The 23,943-nt window shown below is 69.8% G+C and carries 22 protein-coding genes and 1 pseudogene; 16 read left to right on the forward strand and 7 right to left on the reverse strand.

Annotation, left to right across the window (positions count from 1 at the left end; translation table 11 throughout):
- The 3 genes and pseudogenes from ACLL9L_RS04710 to ACLL9L_RS04720 all read left to right on the forward strand — a co-directional run.
- Window positions 1-268 (forward strand): annotated as a pseudogene (locus tag ACLL9L_RS04710) (glucose-1-phosphate thymidylyltransferase); the annotation flags it as partial.
- The gene (locus ACLL9L_RS04715; protein ID WP_411283490.1) at window positions 268-873 is read left to right on the forward strand and encodes a dTDP-4-dehydrorhamnose 3,5-epimerase family protein; all 606 of its coding nucleotides are present in this window, start codon (window positions 268-270) and stop codon (window positions 871-873) included. The pseudogene ACLL9L_RS04710 and the gene ACLL9L_RS04715, both read left to right, overlap by 1 nt.
- A gap of 104 nt (window positions 874-977) precedes the next feature.
- Window positions 978-1,862, forward strand: a complete 885-nt coding sequence (locus ACLL9L_RS04720; RefSeq protein WP_411283510.1) for a polysaccharide deacetylase family protein — start codon at window positions 978-980, stop codon at window positions 1,860-1,862.
- 19 nt (window positions 1,863-1,881) lie between these two features.
- Here ACLL9L_RS04720 and ACLL9L_RS04725 read toward each other — a convergent pair whose 3' ends face one another.
- Entirely contained in the window at window positions 1,882-3,048 is a 1,167-nt protein-coding gene (locus ACLL9L_RS04725; RefSeq protein WP_411283511.1) for an NADP-dependent malic enzyme, read from the reverse strand.
- Between the two features lie 253 nt (window positions 3,049-3,301).
- Between ACLL9L_RS04725 and ACLL9L_RS04730 the strand changes: the two genes are divergently transcribed.
- The 12 genes from ACLL9L_RS04730 (at window position 3,302) to purB (ending at window position 16,854) form a co-directional block, all read left to right on the forward strand.
- A complete protein-coding gene (locus ACLL9L_RS04730) occupies window positions 3,302-4,207 on the forward strand; it encodes an ABC transporter substrate-binding protein (RefSeq protein ID WP_411283491.1) in 906 nt (301 codons plus the stop codon).
- Entirely contained in the window at window positions 4,204-5,151 is a 948-nt protein-coding gene (locus ACLL9L_RS04735) for an amino acid ABC transporter permease (RefSeq protein WP_411283492.1), read from the forward strand. The genes ACLL9L_RS04730 and ACLL9L_RS04735 overlap by 4 nt, the downstream gene beginning before the upstream one ends.
- A complete protein-coding gene (locus ACLL9L_RS04740; RefSeq protein WP_411283493.1) occupies window positions 5,151-6,008 on the forward strand; it encodes an amino acid ABC transporter ATP-binding protein in 858 nt (285 codons plus the stop codon). Before ACLL9L_RS04735 ends, ACLL9L_RS04740 begins: the two co-directional genes overlap by 1 nt.
- Window positions 6,005-7,303 (forward strand): phenylacetate--CoA ligase PaaK, encoded by a 1,299-nt coding sequence (gene paaK, locus ACLL9L_RS04745; RefSeq protein WP_411283494.1) that lies wholly within the window; start codon window positions 6,005-6,007, stop codon window positions 7,301-7,303. The genes ACLL9L_RS04740 and paaK overlap by 4 nt, the downstream gene beginning before the upstream one ends.
- 111 nt (window positions 7,304-7,414) lie before the next feature.
- A complete protein-coding gene (locus ACLL9L_RS04750) occupies window positions 7,415-8,869 on the forward strand; it encodes a cytochrome ubiquinol oxidase subunit I (RefSeq protein WP_411283495.1) in 1,455 nt (484 codons plus the stop codon).
- A gap of 18 nt (window positions 8,870-8,887) precedes the next feature.
- On the forward strand, window positions 8,888-9,901 hold the full coding sequence (gene cydB, locus ACLL9L_RS04755) for a cytochrome d ubiquinol oxidase subunit II (RefSeq protein WP_411283496.1): 1,014 nt from the start codon (window positions 8,888-8,890) through the stop codon (window positions 9,899-9,901).
- Entirely contained in the window at window positions 9,898-11,496 is a 1,599-nt protein-coding gene (cydD, locus tag ACLL9L_RS04760; protein ID WP_411283497.1) for a thiol reductant ABC exporter subunit CydD, read from the forward strand. Before cydB ends, cydD begins: the two co-directional genes overlap by 4 nt.
- Complete coding sequence (cydC, locus tag ACLL9L_RS04765; protein ID WP_411283498.1) at window positions 11,493-13,259, forward strand: thiol reductant ABC exporter subunit CydC; 1,767 nt, start codon at window positions 11,493-11,495, stop codon at window positions 13,257-13,259. Before cydD ends, cydC begins: the two co-directional genes overlap by 4 nt.
- Before the next feature lie 2 nt (window positions 13,260-13,261).
- Window positions 13,262-13,669: a BlaI/MecI/CopY family transcriptional regulator gene (locus tag ACLL9L_RS04770; RefSeq protein WP_411283499.1), complete on the forward strand. Its 408-nt coding sequence runs from the start codon at window positions 13,262-13,264 to the stop codon at window positions 13,667-13,669.
- A gap of 114 nt (window positions 13,670-13,783) precedes the next feature.
- Entirely contained in the window at window positions 13,784-14,827 is a 1,044-nt protein-coding gene (gene galE, locus ACLL9L_RS04775; RefSeq protein WP_411283500.1) for a UDP-glucose 4-epimerase GalE, read from the forward strand.
- 41 nt (window positions 14,828-14,868) lie between these two features.
- Window positions 14,869-15,381: a low molecular weight protein-tyrosine-phosphatase gene (locus ACLL9L_RS04780; RefSeq protein WP_411283501.1), complete on the forward strand. Its 513-nt coding sequence runs from the start codon at window positions 14,869-14,871 to the stop codon at window positions 15,379-15,381.
- A 63-nt stretch (window positions 15,382-15,444) separates the two neighbouring features.
- Entirely contained in the window at window positions 15,445-16,854 is a 1,410-nt protein-coding gene (purB, locus tag ACLL9L_RS04785; RefSeq protein WP_411283502.1) for an adenylosuccinate lyase, read from the forward strand.
- Window positions 16,855-16,884: 30 nt separating this feature from the next.
- Here the strand turns inward: purB and ACLL9L_RS04790 are convergent, their stop codons facing one another.
- Complete coding sequence (locus tag ACLL9L_RS04790; RefSeq protein WP_411283503.1) at window positions 16,885-17,790, reverse strand: B12-binding domain-containing protein; 906 nt, start codon at window positions 17,788-17,790, stop codon at window positions 16,885-16,887.
- 252 nt (window positions 17,791-18,042) lie between these two features.
- On the opposite strand from ACLL9L_RS04790, the gene ACLL9L_RS04795 reads away from it, so the two are divergent.
- Entirely contained in the window at window positions 18,043-18,741 is a 699-nt protein-coding gene (locus ACLL9L_RS04795; protein ID WP_411283504.1) for an ANTAR domain-containing protein, read from the forward strand.
- A 324-nt stretch (window positions 18,742-19,065) separates the two neighbouring features.
- Here ACLL9L_RS04795 and ACLL9L_RS04800 read toward each other — a convergent pair whose 3' ends face one another.
- From ACLL9L_RS04800 to ACLL9L_RS04820, 5 genes are all read right to left on the reverse strand, one after another.
- The gene (locus tag ACLL9L_RS04800; protein ID WP_411283505.1) at window positions 19,066-19,701 is read right to left on the reverse strand and encodes a VOC family protein; all 636 of its coding nucleotides are present in this window, start codon (window positions 19,699-19,701) and stop codon (window positions 19,066-19,068) included.
- Between the two features lie 57 nt (window positions 19,702-19,758).
- Entirely contained in the window at window positions 19,759-20,613 is an 855-nt protein-coding gene (locus ACLL9L_RS04805) for a TrmH family RNA methyltransferase (protein WP_411283506.1), read from the reverse strand.
- Between the two features lie 38 nt (window positions 20,614-20,651).
- Window positions 20,652-21,485 carry an HAD family hydrolase gene (locus tag ACLL9L_RS04810; RefSeq protein WP_411283507.1) on the reverse strand — a complete coding sequence of 278 codons (834 nt, stop codon included), beginning with the start codon at window positions 21,483-21,485 and terminating at the stop codon, window positions 20,652-20,654.
- Between the two features lie 337 nt (window positions 21,486-21,822).
- Complete coding sequence (gene serS / locus ACLL9L_RS04815) at window positions 21,823-23,103, reverse strand: serine--tRNA ligase (RefSeq protein ID WP_411283508.1); 1,281 nt, start codon at window positions 23,101-23,103, stop codon at window positions 21,823-21,825.
- Window positions 23,104-23,410: 307 nt separating this feature from the next.
- Window positions 23,411-23,943: DinB family protein (locus tag ACLL9L_RS04820; protein ID WP_411283509.1), on the reverse strand; the 533-nt coding region annotated here is incomplete at its 5' end.

Here is a 23,943-nt window from a genome sequence, read left to right on the forward strand (position 1 = left end):
CCAGCGCGGCGACCTGACCGTCACGGTCCTGCCGCGTGGCACGGCGTGGTTCGACACCGGTACCTTCCAGGGCCTGCTCGAGGCCAGCCAGTTCGTCTACGTCGTGGAAGCGCGGCAGGGGCGCAAGATCGGTTGTGTCGAGGAGATCGCCTGGCGCAACGGCTGGTTGAGCAACGACGAGTTCTCAGACCTGGCCGACCCGCTGGTCAAGAGCGGCTACGGCACCTACATGCACAATGTGCTCGCCGAGGGCAGGGCTCGCACCTGATGGATATCAGGGCGTTGGCACTCGCGGGCTCGTTCGAGATCACCCCCCGGCAGTTCCCCGACGACCGCGGGCTGTTCCTCGAGTCCTATCGCGGCGATCGGCTCGCTGAGGCCATCGGGCACCGCCTCGACATCATCCAGACCAATGTGTCGGTGTCGTCGAGGGGCACGATCCGGGGGGTGCACTTCGCCGATGTGCCGCCCTCGCAGGCGAAGTACATCACCGCGGTGTCCGGGTCGTTCATCGACTTTGTCATCGACATCCGGGTGGGGTCCCCGACGTTTGGGCGTTGGGACAGCGTCCTGCTGGACACTGTGGACCACCGCGCCATCTACCTCGCCGAGGGCCTGGGCCACGCGGTCTGCTCGCTGCAGGACGACTCCACAGTCATGTATCTATGCTCCGCGACCTACGACCCCGCACGCGAGCACGCCATCAACCCGCTCGACCCCGAGCTCGGGCTCGCCGTGCCCGAAGGTGTCACCCCAGTGCTTTCAGCCAGGGACGCTGCCGCCCCGTCGCTCAGCGAGGCCCTCGCCCAGGGACTCCTCCCCCGGTATGACGACTGCGTCCGTTACTACGCGGAGCTTGCCTCGAGGGCGTGAAACGCCAGTGTCGGGCTCAACACATTTCGTCACAAAGGCGCCGTGGCAGTCACCAATGTAGGACGTTCGTCGTATCCATAACCCGATCCGCTGCAACGATGGACATGACTGAGGAGGCAACGGTGCGCGGATCAGTTCGTGAGGCGAGCTTCACCACTCTTGCAGTGGGGGTGCTGTTGCTGTCCGCTTCCTGCGGATCCGCTCCCGAGAAGCCTGGCGCGGGCCCGACCACATCGGCGACCGTCACAGGCACCGCGACAGCCACATCAGCCACCACTTCGCCGGATCACGGAGCCACCCCGGCACGGAAGCCGATCACCGGCACGAAAGCGCCCGCTCCGACGACGTCGATCCCCTCGTCCCTCAGGGGTCATGTGGTCAGCCGCATCCCGACCAGCCGCAAGGTGGTCGCGCTGACGTTCGACGCACAAACCAACAGTGACGGCGTGGACTCCATCCTGGCGACCCTCGCGAGAGAGAAGGTGGCAGCGACCTTCTACCTCACTGGGGACTTCGTCAACCGCTTCCCCACGCTGGCTGTCCGGATGTCGGCGGCTGGCCGACTGGGCAACCACACAAAAGACCACTCGAACCTGGCGAAATTGACCGACGCCGAGGTGCGGTCCCAGGTCACCAGCGCTGGCACGACCATTCTGCGAGTCACGGGCGAGGATCCGCGCCCGGTCTTCCGATTCCCGTTCGGCAGCTCGGACTCGCACGACCTGCGCGTGGTCAACGACCTCGGCTACGTCGCGGTTGGCTGGACCGTGGACAGCCTTGGCTGGCGGGGCACATCGGGCGGTCAGAGCGCGGACGCAGTAGTCCGACGGGTGCTTGCGGCAGCGACTCCCGGACAGATCGTCCTCATGGAGGTCGGGTCGTCCCTGGACGGCAGCACGCTCGACGCCGAAGCACTGCCCCGGATCATCTCAGGTCTGCGCGCGGCCGGCTACGACTTCGTGACTTTTGACGGCCTGAGCGCCCGCTGACCGGCCAGTCCTGTTGCGCTCAGGCCAGTGCTGCTACCGCGGCTGCGACCGTCGGGGCGACGCGTTCGTCGAACACGCTCGGCACGATCTCCTGTGCCGTCGGCTCGGGCACCAGCCCGGCGATCGCCCTCGCCGCAGCGAGCTTCATCGCCTCGCTGATCTGAGGGGCACCAGAGTCGAACGCACCCCGGAACACGCCAGGGAAGGCCAGCACGTTGTTGATCTGGTTGGGGAAGTCCGAGCGTCCCGTCGCAATGACCTCAGCGTGCCGAGCCGCCACCATCGGGTGGACCTCGGGGTCCGGGTTGGCCAGGGCAAAGATGATCGAGCGGGGCGCCATACGGGAGATGTCGTCCTGTGCCACCTTCCCGCCGGACACCCCGATGAACACATCCGCACCCACGAGGGCCACTCCCACCGGGCCGGACAGGCCATACGGGTTCGTCGTGGCGGCCAACCGGTGTTTGTGCTCGACCAGATCCGTGCGTGTCGGCGAGATGATCCCGCGGGAGTCGCACACCACCACATCACCGATCCCGGCACGCAGGATGATGTTGGTCACGGCCACGCCGGCCGCCCCCGCGCCTGAGATCACCACCCGCAATGAGCCCAGGTCCTTGTCGACCACTCGAGCAGCGTTCATCAACGCAGCCAGTACCACGATCGCCGTACCGTGCTGGTCGTCATGGAACACCGGGATGTCCAAGCGCTCGCGGAGCTGACGCTCGATCTCAAAGCACCGCGGCGCCGAGATATCCTCCAGGTTGATCCCGCCAAAGGTCGGCGCCAGACGCACGATCGCCTCGACCAGCTCAGCCACCGTGCCGGTCTCAAGACACACCGGCACCGCATCGATCCCGGCGAAGTGCTTGAACAGGACCGCCTTGCCCTCCATCACGGGCAACGCCGCCAACGGGCCGATATCGCCCAGACCCAGCACCGCCGTGCCATCGGTGATCACCGCAACGGTGTTTGCGCGACCCGTATATCGCGCGGCCAGTGACGGGTCCGCCGCAATTGCCCGTGAGACCTCAGCAACACCGGGGGTATATAGCAGGGCCAAGTCGGCGCTGCCGCGCAGCGACTTGGTGGGAACGACCCCCAGCTTGCCGCCCTCGTGCGCAAGGAAGACCGGGTCACCCGGGTCGAAACTGAAGGACGGGGGGGATGACGGGTTGGCAGTCATCGTCACGATCACCTTTTCGACGGGAGTGGTCACACCTGAGCCGGCATCATCAACATGCTTTATGAAGAAGCCAGGGTGTCGGCCACATCTACGCGTCGCGCGGGGGTTGCCCGCAGATATCTCTATCGTGCCACAGTGAGGCGCCAGAAACCGGCGGATCACAACTTTGTGATTTTCGCCGTTTCGGGCTTCCGTGATGACAGGATGCACTCGACCTCTCGTAGTTCGGCTTTTTGTGGAAGGAACCCCTGAAATGGCACGACGTCTGTCCCCCGCGATCATGCTCACCGCGAGCGCTGCGATTGTGGGCCTCGCCCTGTCCGCCTGCGGTTCCGACTCTCTGTCCACGCCAGGTGCCGCCGGCACCACACCTGTGGCGACCCAGACCAAGGATGCCAGCCTCGCCGACAAGCTGCCGGCCAAGATCAAGGACGCCGGCAAGATCGTGGTGGGCACCGACGCGACCTACGCCCCCAACGAGTTCCTCGACGCCGACGGTAAAACCGTCAAGGGCATGGACGTCGACCTGTTCAACGCCGTTGCGCAGAAGTTCGGCGTAACAGTCGACTGGGTGCCAGCCAACTTCGACTCGATCATCCTCGGCGTCGACAGCGGTAAGTACGACATCGGCGTCTCGAGCTTCACCATCAACCCTGACCGCAAGAAACAGGTCAACATGGTGAGCTACTTCAACGCCGGCACCCAGTGGGTGGTGGCGAAGGGCAACCCCAAGAAGGTCGACCCCGAGAAGGCCTGCGGCCTGAGCATCGGCGTCCAGAAGGGCACTGTCCAGATCGAGGACCTCAACGCGCGAAGCAAGAAGTGCACCGACGCAGGCAAGAAGGCGATCACCCAGATCGTCGAGCAGGCCCAGTCCAAAGTCACCGCGGACGTCGTCAGCGGCAAGGCCGTCGCCATGCTGGCCGACTCCCCCGTCGGCCTGTACGCCGTCAAGCAGACCGGCGGCCAGCTCGAAGCACTCGGCACGACCTACGACTCCGCTCCCTATGGCTATGTCCTTCCCAAGTCCGAGACCGCCTTCGGGCAGGCCATTGCCGACGCCCTGACTGCACTGAATGCTTCGGGTGACTACAAGAAGGCCCTGAGCACCTGGGGCAACGAAAGCGGAGCAATCACCACCTTCGCCGTCAACCCGTGAGCGCATCCGCCCCCACCGAACGGGCGGGCCTCATCCAGGCCCGGCCGGTACGGCACCCGTGGCGATGGGTGGTGTTGGCGATCATTGCGGTCATCGTGGCGATGATGCTCAGCTCGTTCATCACCAACACGAAGTGGGACTGGAGCTTTGCCCTAGCGATCATGAACCAGACCCCGGTCCTCGAAGGTCTGTGGAAGGGCACGATCATCGGCACGGTCGGCGCCATGATCATCGGCGTGAGCCTAGGCATCATCTTCGCAATCATGCGGCTCTCGGAGAACCGGGTGCTGAAATGGGTTGCTTTCGCCTACACGTGGTTCTTCCGCGCGATCCCTCGCTACGTGCTGCTGGCCATCTTTGGCAGCGCCGGCTACCTCTACGCCACGCTGCATATCGGTTTTCCGTTCGGCCAGCAGATTTCCCAGGCGTTGGGCCTGAGCTCGGACCTGACGTTCCTCAGCCTCGACATGAACGCGTTCTCCAACAGCATCATTGCCGGCATCCTTGGCCTGGGACTGTCCGAGGCGGCCTATATGGCTGAGATCGCCCGAGCCGGCATCCTGTCGGTCGACCCGGGGCAGGCAGAGGCGGCCCAGGCGCTTGGCATGCCGGACGGCAAGACCATGCGCCGGATCGTCCTCCCCCAGGCCATGAGGGTCATCGTGCCCCCCACCGGCAACGAGGCCATCGCGATGGTCAAGGACACCTCGCTGCTGGTCGCAATCCCGATCATCGTCGAGCTGTTTTACCAGACGAGCGTCATCGGCGTCCAGACTCTGAAGATCATGCCGGGCTACGTTGCCGCCACGTTGTGGTACCTCATCATCTGCAGCATCCTCATGGTCGGCCAGTACTACCTGGAGCGACACTTCGGTCGCGGCTTCGGCGAGAAGAAGCCCAAGGACAAGCGGTTCGCCCGCGGAGCCGGGATGGGTGGCGCCTGATGACCGCCGCAACGCATGACGACCAGGTGACCGGTCGCAATACCGGCATGCCTCTGGTCCACGCCGTGAACGTCATGAAGGCTTTCCACGGCACCCAGGTCCTCAAGGGCATCGACCTTGACGTGCACAAGGGGCAGGTGGTCTGCCTGCTCGGCCCTTCCGGATCGGGTAAGACGACGTTCCTGCGCTGCATCAACCAGCTGGAGACGATCGACGGCGGCCGGATCTGGGTCGACGGCGACCTCATCGGCTTTGACGACCGCAGTGGCGTGCTGCACCGGCTGACCGACAAGGTCATCGCCGCCCAGCGACGCGAGATCGGCATGGTCTTCCAGCGCTTCAACCTCTTCCCACACAAGACGGCCCTCGAGAACATCATGGAGGCGCCGATCCAGGTGAGGGGCGAGAAGAAGGCGGCCGCGCGCGCGCGGGCCGTTGGCCTTCTCGAGCGGGTCGGTCTGCAGGACAAGCCGGCGGCCTACCCCGCACAGCTGTCCGGAGGCCAGCAACAGCGGGTCGCCATCGCGCGGGCCCTGGCGATGAACCCCAAGCTCATGCTCTTCGACGAGCCGACATCGGCCCTGGACCCCGAGCTCGTCGGTGAGGTGCTCGCCGTGATGCGCGAGCTCGCCGCCGAGGGGATGACGATGATCGTCGTCACGCATGAGATGTCCTTCGCCCGCGAGGTCGCCGACCACGTCGTCTTCATGGACGGCGGAGTCGTCGTCGAGGAGGGCAAACCCCGGGACGTCATCAACGACCCCCAACACGAACGCACGAGGTCGTTCCTGCGGCGGATGCGGTCCGAGCACGCACAGACCACCGTCCCGGCGGCGGAGCCACGCCACACCCCATGACCGGGGAGCCGTGGGGCGCAGGCTTCGACTGGTCGCCGGACCGGCTGCGGGTGGAGCAGCTGACGCGACTCCAGGACACCGTGCGGCGAGCGCACACCAACGTCCCACACTACCGCCGGGCCCTCGACGTCGCCATGGTCCACCCCGACGACGTCCGCTCGTTCGACGACCTCGCACGGATCCCCTTCACCACGAAGGAGGACCTGCGCCAGAACTACCCCTTCGGCATGTTTGCTGTCCCCCGCGAGGAGGTCGCCCGGATCCACGCGAGCAGCGGCACGACGGGGCGTCCGACGGTCGTCGGCTACACCCGCGCCGACCTCGAGATGTGGGCCGAGGTCATGGCACGCTCGATCTACGCAGCAGGCGGGCGGCCGGGTGACATCGTCCACGTCGCCTACGGATACGGCCTCTTCACCGGTGGGCTCGGGGCCCACTACGGCGCCGAACGGCTCGGCTGCACCGTTGTGCCGATCTCCGGTGGGATGACCGAGCGCCAGGTACAGCTCATCACCGACTTCGAGCCGCGGGTCATCATGGTGACGCCCAGCTACTTCCTCAGCCTCCTCGACGAGATGGACCGGCAAGGGATCGACCCCCGGGCGACGTCCTTGCGGGTCGGGATCTTCGGGGCGGAGCCTTGGACCGAGTCGATGCGCCGGGAGGTGGAGGAGCGCACGTCGATGGATGCCGTCGACGTCTACGGCCTCTCGGAGGTCATCGGCCCCGGCGTCGCCCAGGAGGCCGCGTCGACCAAGGACGGTCTCCACATCTGGGAGGATCACTTCTTTCCCGAGGTCATCGACCCCCTCACCGGGGAGGTCCTGCCCGACGGCGAGCGCGGCGAGCTGGTCCTCACGAGCCTGACCAAGCAGGCGATGCCTGTCCTGCGCTACCGCACCCGTGACCTGACCCGCCTGCTGCCGGGCACGGCATACCCGGCGTTCCGGCGGATGGAGAAGGTGACCGGCCGCACCGACGACCTGATGATCATCCGCGGGGTCAACGTCTTCCCGACCCAGATCGAGGAGCACGTCCTCGCCGAGCCACTCCTCGCCCCCTACTTCCAGTGCGTGCTGACGCAGCCGGGGAGGATGGTCGAGCTCACCGTCCTCACCGAGAGCCACGAGGTGCTCGCCGGCGTGGACAAGGACGCGCTCGCGCGACGGCTCGAGGCGCGGATCAAGGACCGTGTGGGCTTGAGCTGCCGCGTCGAGGTGCGCGACCCCGGGAGTATCGAACGCAGCGTGGGCAAGGCTCGCCGGATCGTCGACGAACGGCCGCGGGAGGGCTGAGGCCCAGCCAGCGGCTCGACGACCGGGACCAAGGACCCTTCTGGGATTCCTACCCAGACGGTAGCCTCTACTACTGTTGGTAGTAGATGACCCCCATTTCAGGAGCGCTCCGTGGATGCTGTTGACCTTGCCCGCTGGCAGTTCGCCATCGTGACCGTCTACCACTTCCTCTTCGTCCCCGTGACGATCGGGATGTCCGCGATCGTCGCGTGGTTCCACACGCGATGGGTGCGCCACGGCGACCCCGACGACCTGCGCCTCGCGAAGTTCTTCGGCAAGCTCTTCACCATCAACTTCGCGCTGGGGCTGGTGACCGGCATCGTCCAGGAGTTCCAGTTCGGGATGAACTGGTCGGACTACTCGCGGTTCGTGGGGGACATCTTCGGCGCCCCGCTGGCCATCGAGGCGCTCCTCGCCTTCTTCCTGGAGTCGACGTTCCTCGGCCTGTGGATCTTCGGCTGGGGCAAGCTGCCGGCCAGGCTGCACGCGGCGACGATGTGGATCGTCCACGTCGGCACGCTCCTGTCCGCCTACTTCATCCTCGCCGCCAACTCCTTCATGCAGAACCCCGTCGGCTACCGCTTCAACCCACAGTCCGGCCGGGCCGAGATGACCGACTTCCTGGCCGTCCTGACCAACAAGGTCCAGCTGGTCACGTTCCCGCACACGGTCTTCGCGGCATACATGGTCGGTGGCGCCATGGTCATGGGAGTCGCCCTCTGGCGCCTGCGGCGGCGTGACGTCGGGGCCGACGCCCAGATGTATCGGCGGGGCGCCCGGCTCGGCGCCGTGGTCACCCTCGTCGCGGGCCTGCTCGTGGCCGTCAGCGGCGACATCCAGGGCAAGATCATGACCGAGGTGCAGCCGATGAAGATGGCTGCGGCCGAGGCGCTCTACAACAGCGCCTCGAGCAACGCGCCGTTCTCGCTCTTCACCGTCGGATCACTCGACGGGCAGCAGGAGCGGTTCTCGATCACGGTGCCCAGCCTGCTCAGCTTCCTCGCGACCGGCAACCCGAGCGGGGCGGTGAAGGGCATCAACGAGCTCAAGGCCCAGTACGCCCAGACCTACGGGCAGTCGGGCAACCAGCTCGTCGCGGACGCGACCTACACCCCCAACATCCCGATGGCCTACTGGAGCTTCCGGTTGATGATCGGGGTCGGGCTGCTCGCGGCGGCGGCGGCCGCGCTGGTGCTCTGGTCGACCCGCAAGGGTCGCGTGCCGGGACCCACCACCGCGGTCCGGGCCCGCCTCTGGACGTGGCTGGCCGTCGGCGTGCCGCTGCTCCCGATCGTCGGCAACTCGTTCGGCTGGATCTTCACCGAGACCGGCCGCCAGCCCTGGCTCGTCTTCGGGCTGATGAGCACGACCACCGGGGTCTCCCCCTCCGTCCCGGCCGGCGAGGTCCTCACCTCGATGGTGGTCCTCACCCTCCTCTACGGCGTCCTGGCCGTCGTCGAGGTCAAGCTCTTCCTCACCTACGTGGGCAGGGGGGCCGACCCCTTCGAGGAGCCGCCGGCGCCGGAGTCCACCGACGACACCGCCCCCCTCGTCTTCGCCTACTGACGCCAAGGACGACATCTCATGGAACTCACCACACTCTGGTTCATCATCATCGGCGTCCTGTGGACGGGCTACTTCGTCCTCGAGGGCTTCGACTTCGGCGTCGGGATGCTCCTGCCCGTGCTCGGCCGCGGCACGGACGCCGCCGACACCGACCGGCGCAAACGCGTGCTGCTCAACACGATCGGACCCGTCTGGGACGGCAACGAAGTCTGGGTCCTCACCGCCGGCGGAGCCACTTTCGCCGCGTTCCCGCACTGGTACGCCACAATGTTCAGCGGGTTCTACCTCCCCCTGCTGCTCATCCTCGTCGCCCTCATCGTCCGCAACCTCGGGTTCGACTACCGGGGCAAGCGCCCGTCCGCGAGCTGGAAGGCGCGCTGGGACCTGGCCATCGTCATCGGCTCCGTGCTGCCCGCGTTCCTCTGGGGCGTCGCCCTGACCAACGTCGTGAACGGCGTCCCGATCGACGCCAACCGGGAGTACGTCGGCAACCTCTTCACCCTGCTCAACCCCATCGGCATCCTCGGGGGACTGACCACGCTCACCCTCTTCCTCACCCACGGAGCACTGTTCGTGGCGCTCAAGACCGACGGCCCGATCCGGGCCGACGCCCGCCGGCTCGCCACTCGGGTGGGCATCGTCGCGGCCGTCCTGGCCGTCCTGCTGCTCGGCACCATCGGGCTGCAGCAGGGCTCCGTGTTCTCATGGCTGACAACGGTCGTTGCGGCAGCCTCCCTCGTCTTCGCGCTTCTGGCCAACGCCCGTGCCCGGGAGGGCTGGGCCTTCGTCGGCACCTTCGTCACCATCGCCTTCGCCGTCGCGACCCTGTTCCTGACGCTCTTCCCCGACGTCATGCCGTCCTCCCTCAACCCCGCGTGGTCGCTGACGACGGCGAACGCCTCCAGCACGGCATACACCCTGAAGATCATGACCGTCGTCGCCCTGGTCTTCACCCCGGTCGTGCTGCTCTACCAGGCGTGGACCTACTGGGTCTTCCGCAAGCGCATCGCCGTCCACCACATCCCCGCATGAGGCCCTTCGACCCACGCGTCCTGACCCTTGCCCCCGCCAGCCGCCGACCCGTCGTCGCGCTCGGCGCGGTCGGCGTGCTGCAGGGGGTGGCCACCGTGGGGCTGGCGTTCGCCCTCGGAGCCCTCGTCACCGCGGTGGTCCGAGGCGGGGAGCTGCGCCCTGCGGCTGCGTGGGTCGCGCTGCTCTTCGCGATCCGAGCCGCCCTCGGCTGGAGCGTCGAGCGGCTCGCCGCGCGCGCCGGGGTCGAGGTCTCGGGCGCCCTGCGTCGGGCCCTGCTGGAGCGCTGGCTCGGGCGGCCGGTCGAGGATCGACCGGGCGCCGCCACCGCGGCAACCCTTGCGGCGCAGGGGAGCACGAGCGTCGAGACCTACGTCGTGCGGTTCCTGCCGGCGCTCATCCAGGCCGCCTCGGTGCCCGCCCTCGCCGTCGTCGCCCTGCTCGTCGTGGACTGGCCGAGCGCGGTGGTCGTCATCCTCACCCTCCCCCTGATGCCGCTCTTTGCTGCCCTCATCGGACGGACGACCCAAGAGGCCACCCAGCGCCGGTGGGTCGCGCTGGCCGGCCTGTCCGGTCACTTCCTCGACGTCGTGCGGGGACTGCCGACCCTGGTCAGCTACGGCCGGGGGGAGCGCCAGGTCGAGACGGTGCGCACGGTCAGCGAGAAGCACCGCCGCGAGACGATCGCCACCCTGCGGCTGGCCTTCCTCAGCTCCACCGCCCTCGAGCTGCTGGCGACCATCTCGGTGGCCCTCGTCGCCGTCATCGTCGGGATCCGGTTGGCCGCCGGGGGGATCGGCCTGCAGAGCGCGCTCATCGCGATCCTGCTCGCCCCCGAGGCGTACTGGCCCGTCCGTCGGGTCGGCGCCGAGTTCCATGCCGCCGCCGATGGCGCCGTGGCCCTGTCCGCGATCCTCGACGAGCTCGACGCGTCACCCGCGCACGGCGCCGAGGCGCACGGTCTGGAGGACCGCTCGCCGGTTGGCCTCCGGGTCGTCGTCAGCGGGCTCGGATACACGTATGCCGGGAGCGAGGCTCCCGTCCTCACCTCCTGCGAGCTGGAGGCCGGGCCGGGACTGACCGTGGTCACCGGCCCGTCGGGCTGCGGCAAGTCCACCCTGCTCGAGGTCATCGCGGGCCTCCGGACACCGACCGCCGGCCGGGTCACCTCACCCCGGACGCACCTCGTGGCCCAGCGACCCTTCCTCCTCGGCGGATCCGTGCGCGACAACCTCACCCTCGGCAACGACGCCGACCCGGCCGCCCAGTGGGCGGCGCTGCGACGCGTCGGTCTCGACGGGGTCGTCGCCGGGCTCCCGTCCGGTCTGGACGGGCGCATCGGCGACGACGGCTTCGGCCTGTCCGCGGGACAGCGGGCCCGGCTCGCCCTGGCCCGCGCCTGCCTCTCGACGGCTCCCGTCCTGCTCCTCGACGAGTCGACGGCCCACCTCGACGCAGCCACCCTGGAGAGCGCCCACGCCGTCATCCGCGAGCTCGCGGCCACCCGGGTCGTCATCGCCGTCACCCATCGGCGGGCCCTGATCGACGCCGCCGACCACCACGTGCACCTGGGCCTTCGAGCGGAGATCGCGCGATGAGCGCGGCCCTGAGGGGGCGCGTCGCCTCGGGGCCCCGGGTTGGAGCGGGACGCGGACTCTCCCCAAGGCTCCTGGTCGCCGCGGTCGTCGGCGGCGCCGCCACGACGGCGGGCATCGCCCTCACCGCCACCTCGGGCTGGCTCATCGTGCGGGCCAGTGAACGACCGGTCATCCTCACCCTCCTGACGGCGATCGTCGCGGTGCGGGCGTTCGGGATGGCCCGGGCGCTGCTGCGACACCTCGAGCGGCTGCGCTCCCACGACGTCGCGCTCGCGGAGCTTGCCGACCTGCGGACAGAGGCCTACGCCCGCCTCGTGCCCCTCACGCCGGCGCGGCTGGGGCGCCGTCGGCGCGCCGACCTGCTCGGCGGGGTCGTCGACGACCTCACCGACGTCGTCGAGGCCCAGGTGCGGGTGACCGTGCCGGTCGCCGCAGCAGTGATAGCGGGAGGGCTGACCGCGCTGTTGGCTGCCCTCCTGGCTCCGGTGGTCGGCCTCGTCCTCGCGGGAACGCTGTTCGCCGCCACCGGGGTCTGTGCTGTGGCGTGGCACCTCGAACGACGGTCCCAGCAGGAGCTCCTGGCCGCCCGAGGCGAGGTGACGAGGGTCAGCGAGCTCGTCGGGGGACGGGGCTCGGAGCTGCAGGCGATCGGCGCCGGAGGAGTCGCCCTGGGCTGGCTCGACGAGGCCCACCGGGTGCTCCTCGCGGCGTCACGGCGTCAGTCCCGCGGCCGGGCCCTGGCCTCGGCCGCCCTCATCCTGCTCATCGGGGCGGCAGCGGTCGGCATCGCCGTCCTCAGCTCCGGGCTGGACGTCTCGGCCCCGGTGAAGGGCCTGCTCGTCCTGACCCCCGTCGCGCTCGGAGACGCCCTCCTGCCCCTCGTGGACGTGGTCCGCGCGCTGGCCCGGGCGCAGGCCGCCGCCGCCCGGCTGGAGTCGTTGCTCGACCAGCAACCGGCGGTCAAGGGCTCGGGGACCCTCCTGCCCCGGGAGCCGTCGGCGCCACGGATCAGCCTCCGGGGGGTGACCGGGTCGTGGTCCGCCGCAGGCCCCGACACGGGTCCCGACGTGGGTCCGGTCGACCTCGACCTGGCCCCGGGGTCGCGCACCCTGCTCACCGGGCGCAACGGCGGCGGCAAGTCCACCCTGCTCGCGGTGCTGGGCCGCCACCTCGAACCGTCCGGCGGTCAGTACCTCATCGACGGCACCGACGTGCGGAGCCTGCGCCTCGACGCGGTCCGCGCCCTCGTGGCCGTTGTCGACGACGAGCCCCATGTGCTCGGGACAACGCTGCGCGAGAACCTGCGTCTGGCCCTTCCCCGGACCGGCCAACTTCGGGACGTGCCTGCGGAGTCGGCTGGGCACCATGTCGTGAAAGACAACGAGCAGGACCTCGAGCAGGACCTCGGCGGGTGCCACGACGGGGCCCTCGTCGAGGGACTTTGCCGAGCCGGCCTCGGTGGCTGGCTCGCGGCCCTCCCCCATGGTCTCGACACCCGCCTCGGGGCGGGCGGCCGAGGACTGTCGGGGGGCGAGCGGGCCCGCCTCTCGCTGGCTCGGGCGATCGTCTCGCAGCGCCCGGTGATCCTCCTGGACGAGCCGGTGGCCCACCTCGACCACGCCACTGCCACGCAGGTCCTGGATGACCTCCTCGCCGGGACCAGCGGCCGCACCGTCGTGATGGTCAGCCACCAGCCGATCGCCCCCGAGCGCTTCGACCGGGTGCTCGAGGTCGGCGGGGTGCCAGCGCCGATAGGTTGGTGAGCGTGCCCGGACCTCGACCGCGCAGCCTCGGCGACCTCGAACGGGGCGTCATGGACCACCTGTGGTCACTCGGTGACGGGGCGGCAGGAGTGACCGTCCGCGAGGTCCACGGCGTGCTCGGGACGGAGCGCGTGCTGGCCTACACGACGCTCATGACGGTGCTCGACCGGCTGGCCAGGAAAAGGGTCGTCGAACGGGTCCGCGAGGGCCGGGCGTGGAGCCACACCGTCGCGGCCAGCCGCGGGCAGCTCACCGCCGAGAGGATGCGGCGCACCCTCGACGACCTCGGCTCCTCGGACCGGAGGTCGGCGCTGCTGCACTTCCTGAATGACTCCTCCCCAACACAGCTCACCGAGCTGCGGTCGGCGTTGGACGAGCTCGAGGAGCGACACCGAGCCGACCGGGGCTGAGCAGCGGCTGTCCGCGGCCAGGGCGGCCAGCGCGGCCATCGCGGCCATCGCGGTCCCGCCGGAGCCGCTGCGGGCTGGACCGACTGACCCGCCATGACGGCATACGGTGTCGTCATGCGCGTCCTCGTCAGCGGCGGAGCCGGATACATCGGCTCCCACACCGTGGTCCAGCTCGTCGCCGCCGGCCACGAGGTCGTCGTCGTCGACGACTTCGGCAACGCCAAGCCCGCGGTGATGGGACGGCTCGACGCCCTGACGGGGACGCACATCCCGGTCCAGGCCTTCGACCTGACGGACAAGGACAAGACGGAGCGGCTCTTCGCGACGACGCAGATCGACGCAGTGATCCACTTCGCCGGTCTCAAGGCCGTCGGCGAGAGCGTCCAGATCCCGCTCGACTACTACGAGAACAACCTCGAGTCGACGTTCTCGCTGCTGCGCGCGATGCGCCGGCACGGCTGCCGCACGCTCGTCTTCTCGTCGTCGGCGACGGTCTACGGAGACCGGGCCCCGGTCCCCTGCCGGGAGGACTACGAGCCGCTCAACGCCTCGAGCCCGTACGGGCGCACCAAGGTGATCATCGAGCAGGTGCTGCGCGACGTCGCCCACACCGACCCGTCGTTGCGGATCGCGATCCTGCGCTACTTCAACCCCGTCGGGGCCCACGTCTCAGGGACGATCGGCGAGGACCCGCAGGGCGTGCCCAACAACCTCATGCCGTTCATCGCCCAGGTGGCTGTCGGCCGACGGGCCTCGCTCCAGGTGTTCGGTGACGACTACCCCACCGCCGACGGCACCTGCGAGCGCGACTACATCCACGTGGAGGACCTCGCCGCGGGACATGTCGCGGCGCTGGCCAAGATGGCCACGTCCGACGCGACGGTGTCGACGTGGAACCTGGGCACGGGCACGGGCACGTCTGTGCTGCAGGTGATCTCGGCGTTCGAACAGGCAGCCGGAAGACCGATCCCCTACCAGGTGGTGGCCCGTCGTGCCGGCGACCTGCCGGCGTTCTGGGCGGACCCGACGCGGGCCCACGAAGAGCTGGGCTGGCGGGCCACACGCACCATCGAGGAAATGTGCGCCGACACGTGGCGCTGGCAGAGCGCCAACCCGCACGGCTACGAAGACCTCCCGGACAGGGACGACGCCGGGTAGGCGTTGGTCGACGACCTCCGGCCACCCTGTTGGATGGACCCATGACCGCCACGACGCCCTATCGGGTGACCTTCGTCTGCTCCGGCAACATCTGTCGCTCCCCGATGGGGGAGGTGATCCTGCGGGACCTGCTCGCCGAGGCGGGTCTGGACGGCACGGTCGAGGTGGACTCGGCCGGGACCACGAGCTATGAGGTCGGGAGGCCGGCCGACCCACGGGCCGTGACCGAGCTGCGACGGCGCGGATACGACGGCGCGGGACACGTCGCGCGTCAGTTCCACCCGGAATGGTTCGCCCGCACAGACCTCGTCCTCGCCGCCGACGAGGGGCACGCGGCCGCGCTGCGACGGTGGGCCACGACACCGGAGGACACGGCGAAGGTCCGGCTGATCCGCGAGTTCGACCCCGCGGCCGTGGCCGCCGACACCCTCGAGGTCGACGACCCCTGGTATGGCGACACCGAGGACTTCGTGCGCTGCTTCGCCGAGGTCGAGGCATCCTGTCGCGGCCTGCTCGCCCACCTGCGCGGGCAGCTGGCGGCCTCACACCGCTGATCGACGACACTCAGTGCCCGGCGACGTGCCGGGGTGAGTCGGCTGGTCTGGGAGGATTGCACCATGTCCTCGTTCGGTGATGCCAGCCCTCCCATCGCCCTCGGCGCCCTCGACGGGCGCTACCGGTCCGTCGTCGCACCGCTCGTCGAGCACCTGTCAGAAGCTGCACTGAACCGGATGCGGGTCCACGTCGAGGTCGAGTGGCTCGTCCACCTCACAGACCACCACGTCGTGCCCGGCGTGCGTGTCCTCAGCGGGTCCGAGCAGGCTGCGCTGCGTGACGTCGTGACGCACTTCGGGACCGACGAGGTCGCCGAGCTGGCGCAGATCGAGCGCGAGACGGTCCATGACGTCAAGGCGGTCGAGTACTTCGTCAAGCGGCGCCTGATGGCCATCGCCCCCGACGAGGCCGACCGCGGCCTCGCCGAGCTGATCCACTTCGCCTGCACGTCGGAGGACATCAACAACCTGTCCTACGCCCTGATGGTCCGCGGCGCCGTGATGTCGGTCTGGCTGCCCAGGGCGAGCGCGCTCGTCGACCAGGTCGCCGGCATGGCGACCGGGCTGCGGGACGTGCCGCTGCTCGCCCGCACCCATGGCCAACCGGCTACGCCGACGACGATGGGCAAGGAGCTGGCGGTGCTGGCCTTCCGACTGCGTCGGCAGCTGGCCCGGATCGGGCGTGCGGACTATCTCGGCAAGCTCAACGGGGCGACGGGCACGTTCGGCGCCCACCTCGCGGCGGTGCCGCTGGCCGACTGGCCGTCGATCAGCAGGTCGTTCGTCGAGGGACTGGGCCTGACGTGGAACCCGTTGACCACCCAGATCGAGAGCCACGACTGGCAGGCCGAGCTGTATGCCGACATGGCCCGCTTCAACCGGGTCCTGCACAACCTCTGCACCGACGTGTGGACCTACGTCTCGCTCGGCTACTTCGCGCAGGTGCGCGGTCAGGGGAGCGTCGGGTCGTCGACGATGCCCCACAAGGTCAACCCGATCCGCTTCGAGAACGCCGAGGCCAACCTCGAGGTGTCCAACGCCCTGCTCGACGTCCTCGGCTCGACGCTCGTCCAGTCGAGGCTGCAGCGCGACCTCACCGACTCCTCGATGCAGCGCAACATCGGCACGGCGTTCGGTCACTCGCTGCTGGCGCTGGACAACGCCGGCCGAGGTCTCGCCGGCCTCGACGCGGTGCCGGCTGCGATGGACGCCGACCTCGACGCCAACTGGGAGGTCCTCGGCGAGCCGATCCAGTCGGCGATGAGGGCCCTTGGCGCACAAGGGGTCCCAGGCATGGACAACCCCTACGAGCGGCTCAAGGAGCTGACCCGCGGTCGGCGGATCACCCAGGGTGACCTCCAGACCTTCATCGCCGGGCTCGGGCTGCCGGACGACGTCGCGGCCCGGCTGTCCGCCATGACGCCGCGGACCTACATCGGTGCGGCGCCCGAGCTCGTCGACTACCTCGGCTGACGCCGAGGCGCAGCGGCGGCCGCAGCAGGCTCAGGACGCCGACGTCGGAGCGGCCCCGACGACCTCGTTGACGAGGGTGCTGGCCGGCCCGAGGCGCGGTCCGAGGTAGGTGCCAGGAAGGCCCCTCCGGCCGCGCGGCGACGCGAAGGCGTTCCCGGCATACAAGACCGGCAGCCCCCTGGCGTCGACGGCGCGCAGCAGCCCCACCGCGCGGTTCCGCGACGAGGCGAGGTGCGAGACGATGACGACTCCCGCGGTGGGGTTTGCCGTGATGGCGACCTCGAGGGCGGTCTGCGAGGTGCGGGCACCCAGGACACGAGTGCGCCGCCCCAGGCGGCGCAGCAGAAGGTTGAGTGCCTCGAGGCCGATGGTGTGCATGTCGCCCGGACCACAGGCCAGCACGATCTGGGCCCCCCGCGACGGAGACGGCGTGTAGTGCTGGTCGAGCCAGGCCCTCGCCGTCTCAGTCGTCAGCTGCTCCTGGCCGAGGTGGCAGCGCCCGGACTCCCACCAGGCGCCGACCTGCTTGAGTGCCGGCATGAGCACGTCGTCAAGGGCCCCGGCGAGCCCCAGCTCGGCCTCGGCGTCATCGAGCTGGTCCCGGACCCCCGCCGAGTCGAGGTCCTCGCAGGCGGCCAGGAGCCCCTCGACGAGCCGCCCCGCGGGGCCGTCCAGGCCGAGGAGCGTGCGCACCGTCTGCGCGGCGGTGGCGGCGCGCTCGCCCCGGGCGATCTCGTCCCGCATGAGCCGCAGGGCGTGCAGCTCCACCAGCGAGTAGCGACGGTGCCGGCCCGGGGTGTGGCGCATGTCGGGGATGCCGTACCGGCGCTGCCACGATCGCAGGGTCGGCATGGGCACCCCGAGGAGCTCAGCCACCTCCGCGATGGGACGGCCGTGGGGCGCCTCGCCCGACGGCGCGTCTGACGCTGCCTCCATGTCCACCACCCTCCTGCCGAACTGCGTCTCGGGAAGCCGCGCACGTGGCCTCGGACGAGAACCCCATCCTGTCCTGAGACCGATCTGCCATCAAGACTGTGCGATCCCACGTCGCTTTGCATAGTTTCAGATGTAGCGTCCGCGCCCCCGGACCGTGATGCTGAGTGCACGCTCAAGGGCCTCCCCCTCCCTCGCCCGGCACCCTCGCGGGAGCGGGTAGGGCGCAGACCGCCGGATGATCGTAGGAGTGACATGCAGCTGACACACGGAGATGCGGCGGAGGCCTACGCGGGCTTCGTCGCCGAGCTGCGCCAGCAGCCGACGCCGGACGCGGCGGCCCAGCGTGCGGTCCAGCTCGCCCGCAAGCTGTTCACCTGCCGTGGGGCGACGATCTGGGTCATGGGCAGCCGTCGGATGCCGGTTGCCCAGGCCAGCACGGATCCCGACCTCGTCGCGGGGATCCGTGACAACGTCCCGGACCGCCGCCAGGGAGTGGCATGGACGTGCCTCACCGACGAGCACGTCGTGCGTGTCGACGACTTCCACGACGACCCACGATGGCCCGATCTGGTGGCGACGATCCGGCACAAGACCTCGCTGCGTTCCGCCATCGGCTATCCCCTCACCGTGGCCCGGGAGAGCTTCGGTGCCCTCGTCATCTACTCCGACGTCCCCGGTGAGTTCGCCGGCGAGACGTCGCCCCTCGGCGCCATCTTCGCCGTCCACCTCGCCCTCGCCCTGCAGAGCGCCCGCGCGACCGAGCGGGTGACGCACCTCGAGCACGCATTGCTGACCAACCGCCGGATCGGCACCGCCATCGGCATCCTCATGGCCCATCATCAGGTCACCGAGGAGCACGCCTTCGACCTGCTGCGCACCTCGTCCCAGCGCGAGAACGTCAAGCTCGCCGCGATCGCCGAGCGAGTGGTGCACACCGGCGGAATGTCTTGACCCGGCCCCGGCGCCCAGGCCGTCACCGAGGTCGGTGGCACCATCGACGAGCTCGCGGATGATGCCGCGTGGCGCCCGGTCTCCGCGATCATGTGGGCGATCATCGCCCGCAACGAGGCGCGCCTGGTCTCACCCCGAGTACGCGACCGCGGCGAGGTCGGCGCAGGAGGTCACCACCGGCTTACTGCTGTCGCACGCCTTGAGGGAGTGCCGTGGCGACCTGGTCCGGCGTGGAGGCAGCCCCTGGGCCGTGACCCAGCAGCAGCGTCCCCGCCGGCACCCATGCGCGGGCCAAGGGGAACAGCCCCCGACCTGACGCGAGGCTCAGATGACGACCGGCCCCGTCGGGGTGTCGAAGGTGACCGAGAGCAGCCCCGGCGTGCCGTGCGGGGCGACGAAGGTGAAGTCGATCACCGAGGAGGTCTGACCGGGCGGCAGACCGAGCCACTCCGTGACCCGATCTCGGTGACCGGCGATCTCCAGGGCCCCGATGGTCACCGCGGTCGTCGCGCCGACGGACGGGTGGAGACCGCCGTCCTCCCACTGCACGTAGTAGGGCAGCTGGGGGTCGGACATGAGGCCCTTGATGCCGAGCTGTCGCCAGCGCAGCTCCACCCCGTCGGGGCGGTGCCGGTTGCCAGGAGCCGACTCCCGACCGAGGCGCTTCTCGACGGTCCTGATGTCGTCGACCGAGACGACCCAGCCGAGCCATCCACCGCCGGCCTCGGAACGGGCGCGGACCGCCTGCCCGAAGGGCGCCTTGTCGGACGCGGGGTGGTCCAGACATTCGACGATCTCGACGTAACGCTCGTGCGCGAGCGGCAGGATCACGTTGCGCGTGCCGAAGCGCGGGTGCACCCCGCCGTCGACCGGGTCGACGCCGATCTGCTTCGCAAGGCGCTCTGCGGTCGCCCGCAGTCCATCGTGTTCCGCGGCGTAGGAGACGTGGTCAACTCGCATGCAGCCCATCGTGACACACGTTTCGGTATGCTCTCGACCACCCCCCTCGGAGGCCCGTCAAGGCCCCGGCGGGGGGGCCAGTAGCGCTCGACGCTGCCGCACGGCCTCATACAGGACGATGGCCGCAGAGGCCGCGACGTTGAGGGAGTTGGCCCTGCCGGCCATCGGGATCCGGACGCGGTGCGTGGCCGCACCGAGCAGCAGGTCGTCGGCCCCGTGCTTCTCGGCGCCGACGGCGATGGCCACCAGGCCGGTGTAGTCGACGTCGCCGTAGTCGACCTCGGTCTCGGGCGTCGTCACGACCAGTGCCACGTCGTGCTCGCGAAGCCAACTCAGCGTCTGCGCGGTCGTGGCACTGACCACGGGGAGCGCAAACACCGTGCCCTTGCTGGCGCGCACGACGTTGGGGTTGCTCCAGTCGGTGACCGGGTCGGCGGCGATGACCGCATCGACACCCGCGGCGTCGGCCGTGCGGAGCATCGCGCCGAGGTTGCCCGGCTTCTCGACGCCCTGGCAGACCAGGACGAGGTCGCTGGCACCCGCCGTGAGGTCCGCGAGGTCACGGGCGACGCTGTCGGCGACCGCGATCAGGCCGTCAGGCCCCTCCCGGTAGGCGACCTTCTCGAACGCCGTCCGGCTCAGCCTCACGATCTCGACGCCGCGCCCGCGCAGCACGCGCAGCAGGTCCTCCTGCACCCCGATGTCCTGCGCCCCGGCCAGCCCGGCGCGGCTGAACAGCTCGGGGCAGACGTATGCCGTGCTGGGCACGACGCCGGCGTCAAGGGCGAGGGACAGCTCTTCGTAACCCTCGATGAGGGTGGCGCCCGCCTCCTCGCGCGCCCGACGGCGCCGGAGGGCGACCAGGGCCTTGAGCCGGGGGTTGGCCGGCGACGTGATGACGAGGTCGCTCATGGTGGGGCAAGTCTGTCAGGCGCCGGCGGACCGCCCACTCAGCTGGCGACTGGACCTCGGAGCAGCGAGCGCAGGATGGGGACGAGGCCGTCTTCGTCGACGTGGCTCGTGACCTCGTCCGCGACGGCCTTCACCTCGTCGGGGGCGTTGCCCATGGCGACCCCTCGAGCCGCCCAGTGCAGCATCTCGATGTCGTTGCGCTGGTCGCCGACGGCGACCGTCAGGGCCGGTTCGATGTGGAGGCGCCGGCGCAGCAGCTCGAGCGCCGAGGCCTTGGTGACGCCCTCGGGGTTGATGTCGAGCCAGGCGGTCCAGCCGATGGCGTAGGAGACCCCGTGGAGCCCGGCACGCTCGACCTGCTCGAGGAACTCCTCGGGGGTGGCGTCGGGGCGGCGCAGGGTGACCCTCGTCGCCGGCCTGTCGACGAGGTGCTCCCAGTCGACGACCACCTGGGCCCCGCCCAGCTCACCGTCAGGGAAGGGCGCGCTGACCTTGAAGCCGACGCCGAGGTCCTCGACTGCGACGAGCGCCTCGGGGATGGCCTCGCGCAGGAGGGTCAGCGCCGGCCGCGGGTCGAAGGTGACCGTCTCGAGGATCTCGTAGCCGCGGTCGAGCCCCGGATCGAGGGCGATCGTCACGGCGCCGTTGGAGCACACGGCATACCCGGCGCCGAGGCCCAGGGCCCGCACCAGTGGCATCGTCGCGACGACGGAGCGTCCGGTGGAGATGATGAGCAGGTGGCCCGCGGAGACCACATCGGTGACGGCGGCGGCCACGGCCGGGGACAGCTCACCGCTGTGGTTGACCGTCGTCCCGTCGAGGTCCAGCGCGACCAGGAGGCGTGGTGCCACGACGACCACCGGGTCGTGCATCTGCGGCCTCCGTCAGTTGTGGGTGGCCCGCTCGAGCCTCCCACCACCAACCCTACGGGGAGTCACCCGCCGGCGCGCATGGCCTCGCGGACCGTCGCCGGCCCTGGTCCGCCTCACTGACCGGCGGTAGAGGCGCTCTCTGACCGCACCGATCGCCGTCCGGTCGACGCCCGCTCCTTTTCGCCGCCGCGACCTCCATGGCGTTCTTTGTCACGGCGATCACGCGAAGAGGCACACCATCCTGGCCCTCGTCGCGGTCCACTTCACGGCGTCAGCCGAGGCACCATGGGCGGCTGGTCGCCTCCCCCACGAGGATGAGGGCGGCAGCCGGCCCCACTCAGCCCGTGACGGGGGTCAGGACGTCAAGCCCGAGGAAGGGGCGCAGCGCACGGGGCACGACGACGGAACCGTCCGCCTGCTGGTGGTTCTCGAGGATCGCGACGATCCAGCGGGTCGTGGCCAGCGTCCCGTTGAGGGTGGCGACGGTGCGCGTGCCCGGCCCCTGACCCTGCTCGAGACGCTCGCGCACGCCCAGCCGACGGGCCTGGAACGTCGTGCAGTTGGAGGTCGACGTCAGCTCTCGGTAGCGGCCCTGGGTCGGCACCCACGCCTCACAGTCGAACTTGCGCGCCGCAGGACCCCCGAGGTCACCGGCAGCCGTGTCGATGACGCGGTAGGGCAGCTCGACCTTGGCGAGCATGTCCTTCTCCCACTGCAGCATCCGCTCGTGCTCGGCCTCGGACTCCTCGGGACGACAGTAGGAGAACATCTCGACCTTGTGGAACTGGTGCACCCGGATGATCCCCCGGGTGTCCTTGCCGTGCGACCCGGCTTCGCGGCGGTAGCAGGCCGACCACCCGGCATACCGTTTCGGGCCGTTGCTCAGGTCGATGATCTCGTCGGCGTGGAAGCCTGCGAGGGCGACCTCCGACGTGCCGGTGAGGTAGAGGTCGTCGGCGTCGAGCCGGTAGACGTCGTCATGCGCGTCGAGGTATCCCGTGCCATCCATGATGTCCGCGCGCACCAGGGTGGGGGTGATCATGGGGGTGAAGCCGTGATCCACCGCCTGCGCCATCCCCATGTTGAGCAGGGCCAGCTCGAGCCGGGCGCCGACACCGGTGAGGAAGTAGAACCGGGCGCCGCCGACCTTCGCGCCGCGCTCCATGTCGATCGCGCCGAGGCGTTCGCCGAGGTCGAGGTGGTCCCGCGGCTCGAAGCCCTCGGCCGCGAAGTCGCGGGGGGTGCCGACGGTCTCGCGCAGCACGTAGTCGTCCTCGCCCCCGGTCGGGACCCCGTCGATGATGATGTTGCCGACCCGACGCAGCAGCGTCTCCAGCTCGGCGCCGTCGGCGTCCGAGGCCGACTCGAGCTCCTTGACGCGCTCTGAGGTCTCCTTGGCCTGCGCGACGAGGGTGGCCTTGTCCGCGCCCCTGGCGGCGGCAACCCGCTTGCCGAAGGACTTCTGCTGGGCCCGGAGGCTCTCGAACTCGGCGAGGGACGAGCGGCGGGCCCCGTCGGCGGCGAGGATCGCGTCGACGACCCCCGGGTCCTCGCCCCGGGCCTGCTGCGAGGCGCGGACGACGTCCGGGCTCTGCCGCACGAGCTTGATGTCGATCATCTGCCCAGCGTATCGGCGCGCTGCGGGAGGCACGCGCCGGACGCCCGCGCCGGACGCCCGGCCCCCCGTAGGGGACCTCCGTGGGGGAAGAGTATGCCGGGCCCCCCCCACGAGTGCCCGGCATACGTCTGGGTCGGCGTCAGCACGACCCAGATCACGACCTCGTCGTCGAGGGCGCCGCAGGTCGCGGTGCGAGAGGTCGTGATGGTTGAAGAGTCAAGCACACGATCCTGCGTGGCCACCGCCCCGTCCGGGCTGCGGACGTCGAGTCCGCGGGGGCGGGAGATCAGCTCGGCCGAGAGGGCGCTCAGCCCCGGACGTCCCAGACGTGGTGGAACAGATCGTGCAGGAAGTAGCGGCCCAGCGTCTCGACGGTGAACGCCGACCCGTTGCTGCGCGTCCCGCGCCGCTCCCACTCGTTGCTGCCGACGTGGGTGAAAGCCACGGCGGCGGCCTCACCGTCGACGGCGAGTGCCCGGGAGACGACCTCGGGGTCCTGGTCCCAGTAACGCTCCTCGAGGGCCGTGGCGTCCTGGTCCCAGTCGGCAAATCGGGGGTCGTCCTCGCGCTGCATCAGCTGGAGGCGAGCAGTGAAGAGGCGGCAGACGTCGCGGACGTGGCAGGCATACTCCAGGGCTGACCAGATCTGGGGAGACGGTCGCGCGGTCGCGTCAGGCCGGGCGAGCACGTCCGGAAAGCGCGAGACCGCGTCGCGCACGAGGGCCGGGATGGCGACCCGGTCGATCGCCGCCGCGGCGAATCCGCACTCCGGGCAGGTCCGGGCCAGGGTCCACGTCCAGTCCTTGTCGTCCGGATCAGGATGGGACGGACGGGCGCGGG

Source organism: Lapillicoccus sp., from assembly GCF_046595215.1.
In the GTDB taxonomy this organism is placed as follows: domain Bacteria; phylum Actinomycetota; class Actinomycetes; order Actinomycetales; family Dermatophilaceae; genus Lapillicoccus.

Excerpts from the sequence above, each read along its gene's own strand:
- ACLL9L_RS04715 (WP_411283490.1), top strand. The coding sequence starts at position 268 with ATGGATATCAGGGCGTTGGCACTCGCGGGCTCGTTCGAGATCACCCCC.
- ACLL9L_RS04805 (WP_411283506.1), bottom strand. The coding sequence starts at position 20,613 with ATGAGCGACCTCGTCATCACGTCGCCGGCCAACCCCCGGCTCAAGGCC.
- ACLL9L_RS04740 (WP_411283493.1), top strand. The coding sequence starts at position 5,151 with ATGACCGCCGCAACGCATGACGACCAGGTGACCGGTCGCAATACCGGC.
- galE (WP_411283500.1), top strand. The coding sequence starts at position 13,784 with ATGCGCGTCCTCGTCAGCGGCGGAGCCGGATACATCGGCTCCCACACC.
- ACLL9L_RS04810 (WP_411283507.1), bottom strand. The coding sequence starts at position 21,485 with ATGCACGACCCGGTGGTCGTCGTGGCACCACGCCTCCTGGTCGCGCTG.
- cydC (WP_411283498.1), top strand. The coding sequence starts at position 11,493 with ATGAGCGCGGCCCTGAGGGGGCGCGTCGCCTCGGGGCCCCGGGTTGGA.
- ACLL9L_RS04795 (WP_411283504.1), top strand. The coding sequence starts at position 18,043 with ATGCAGCTGACACACGGAGATGCGGCGGAGGCCTACGCGGGCTTCGTC.
- ACLL9L_RS04720 (WP_411283510.1), top strand. The coding sequence starts at position 978 with ATGACTGAGGAGGCAACGGTGCGCGGATCAGTTCGTGAGGCGAGCTTC.
- ACLL9L_RS04790 (WP_411283503.1), bottom strand. The coding sequence starts at position 17,790 with ATGGAGGCAGCGTCAGACGCGCCGTCGGGCGAGGCGCCCCACGGCCGT.
- ACLL9L_RS04725 (WP_411283511.1), bottom strand. The coding sequence starts at position 3,048 with ATGACTGCCAACCCGTCATCCCCCCCGTCCTTCAGTTTCGACCCGGGT.
- ACLL9L_RS04780 (WP_411283501.1), top strand. The coding sequence starts at position 14,869 with ATGACCGCCACGACGCCCTATCGGGTGACCTTCGTCTGCTCCGGCAAC.
- serS (WP_411283508.1), bottom strand. The coding sequence starts at position 23,103 with ATGATCGACATCAAGCTCGTGCGGCAGAGCCCGGACGTCGTCCGCGCC.
- cydB (WP_411283496.1), top strand. The coding sequence starts at position 8,888 with ATGGAACTCACCACACTCTGGTTCATCATCATCGGCGTCCTGTGGACG.
- paaK (WP_411283494.1), top strand. The coding sequence starts at position 6,005 with ATGACCGGGGAGCCGTGGGGCGCAGGCTTCGACTGGTCGCCGGACCGG.
- ACLL9L_RS04800 (WP_411283505.1), bottom strand. The coding sequence starts at position 19,701 with ATGCGAGTTGACCACGTCTCCTACGCCGCGGAACACGATGGACTGCGG.
- cydD (WP_411283497.1), top strand. The coding sequence starts at position 9,898 with ATGAGGCCCTTCGACCCACGCGTCCTGACCCTTGCCCCCGCCAGCCGC.
- ACLL9L_RS04730 (WP_411283491.1), top strand. The coding sequence starts at position 3,302 with ATGGCACGACGTCTGTCCCCCGCGATCATGCTCACCGCGAGCGCTGCG.
- purB (WP_411283502.1), top strand. The coding sequence starts at position 15,445 with ATGTCCTCGTTCGGTGATGCCAGCCCTCCCATCGCCCTCGGCGCCCTC.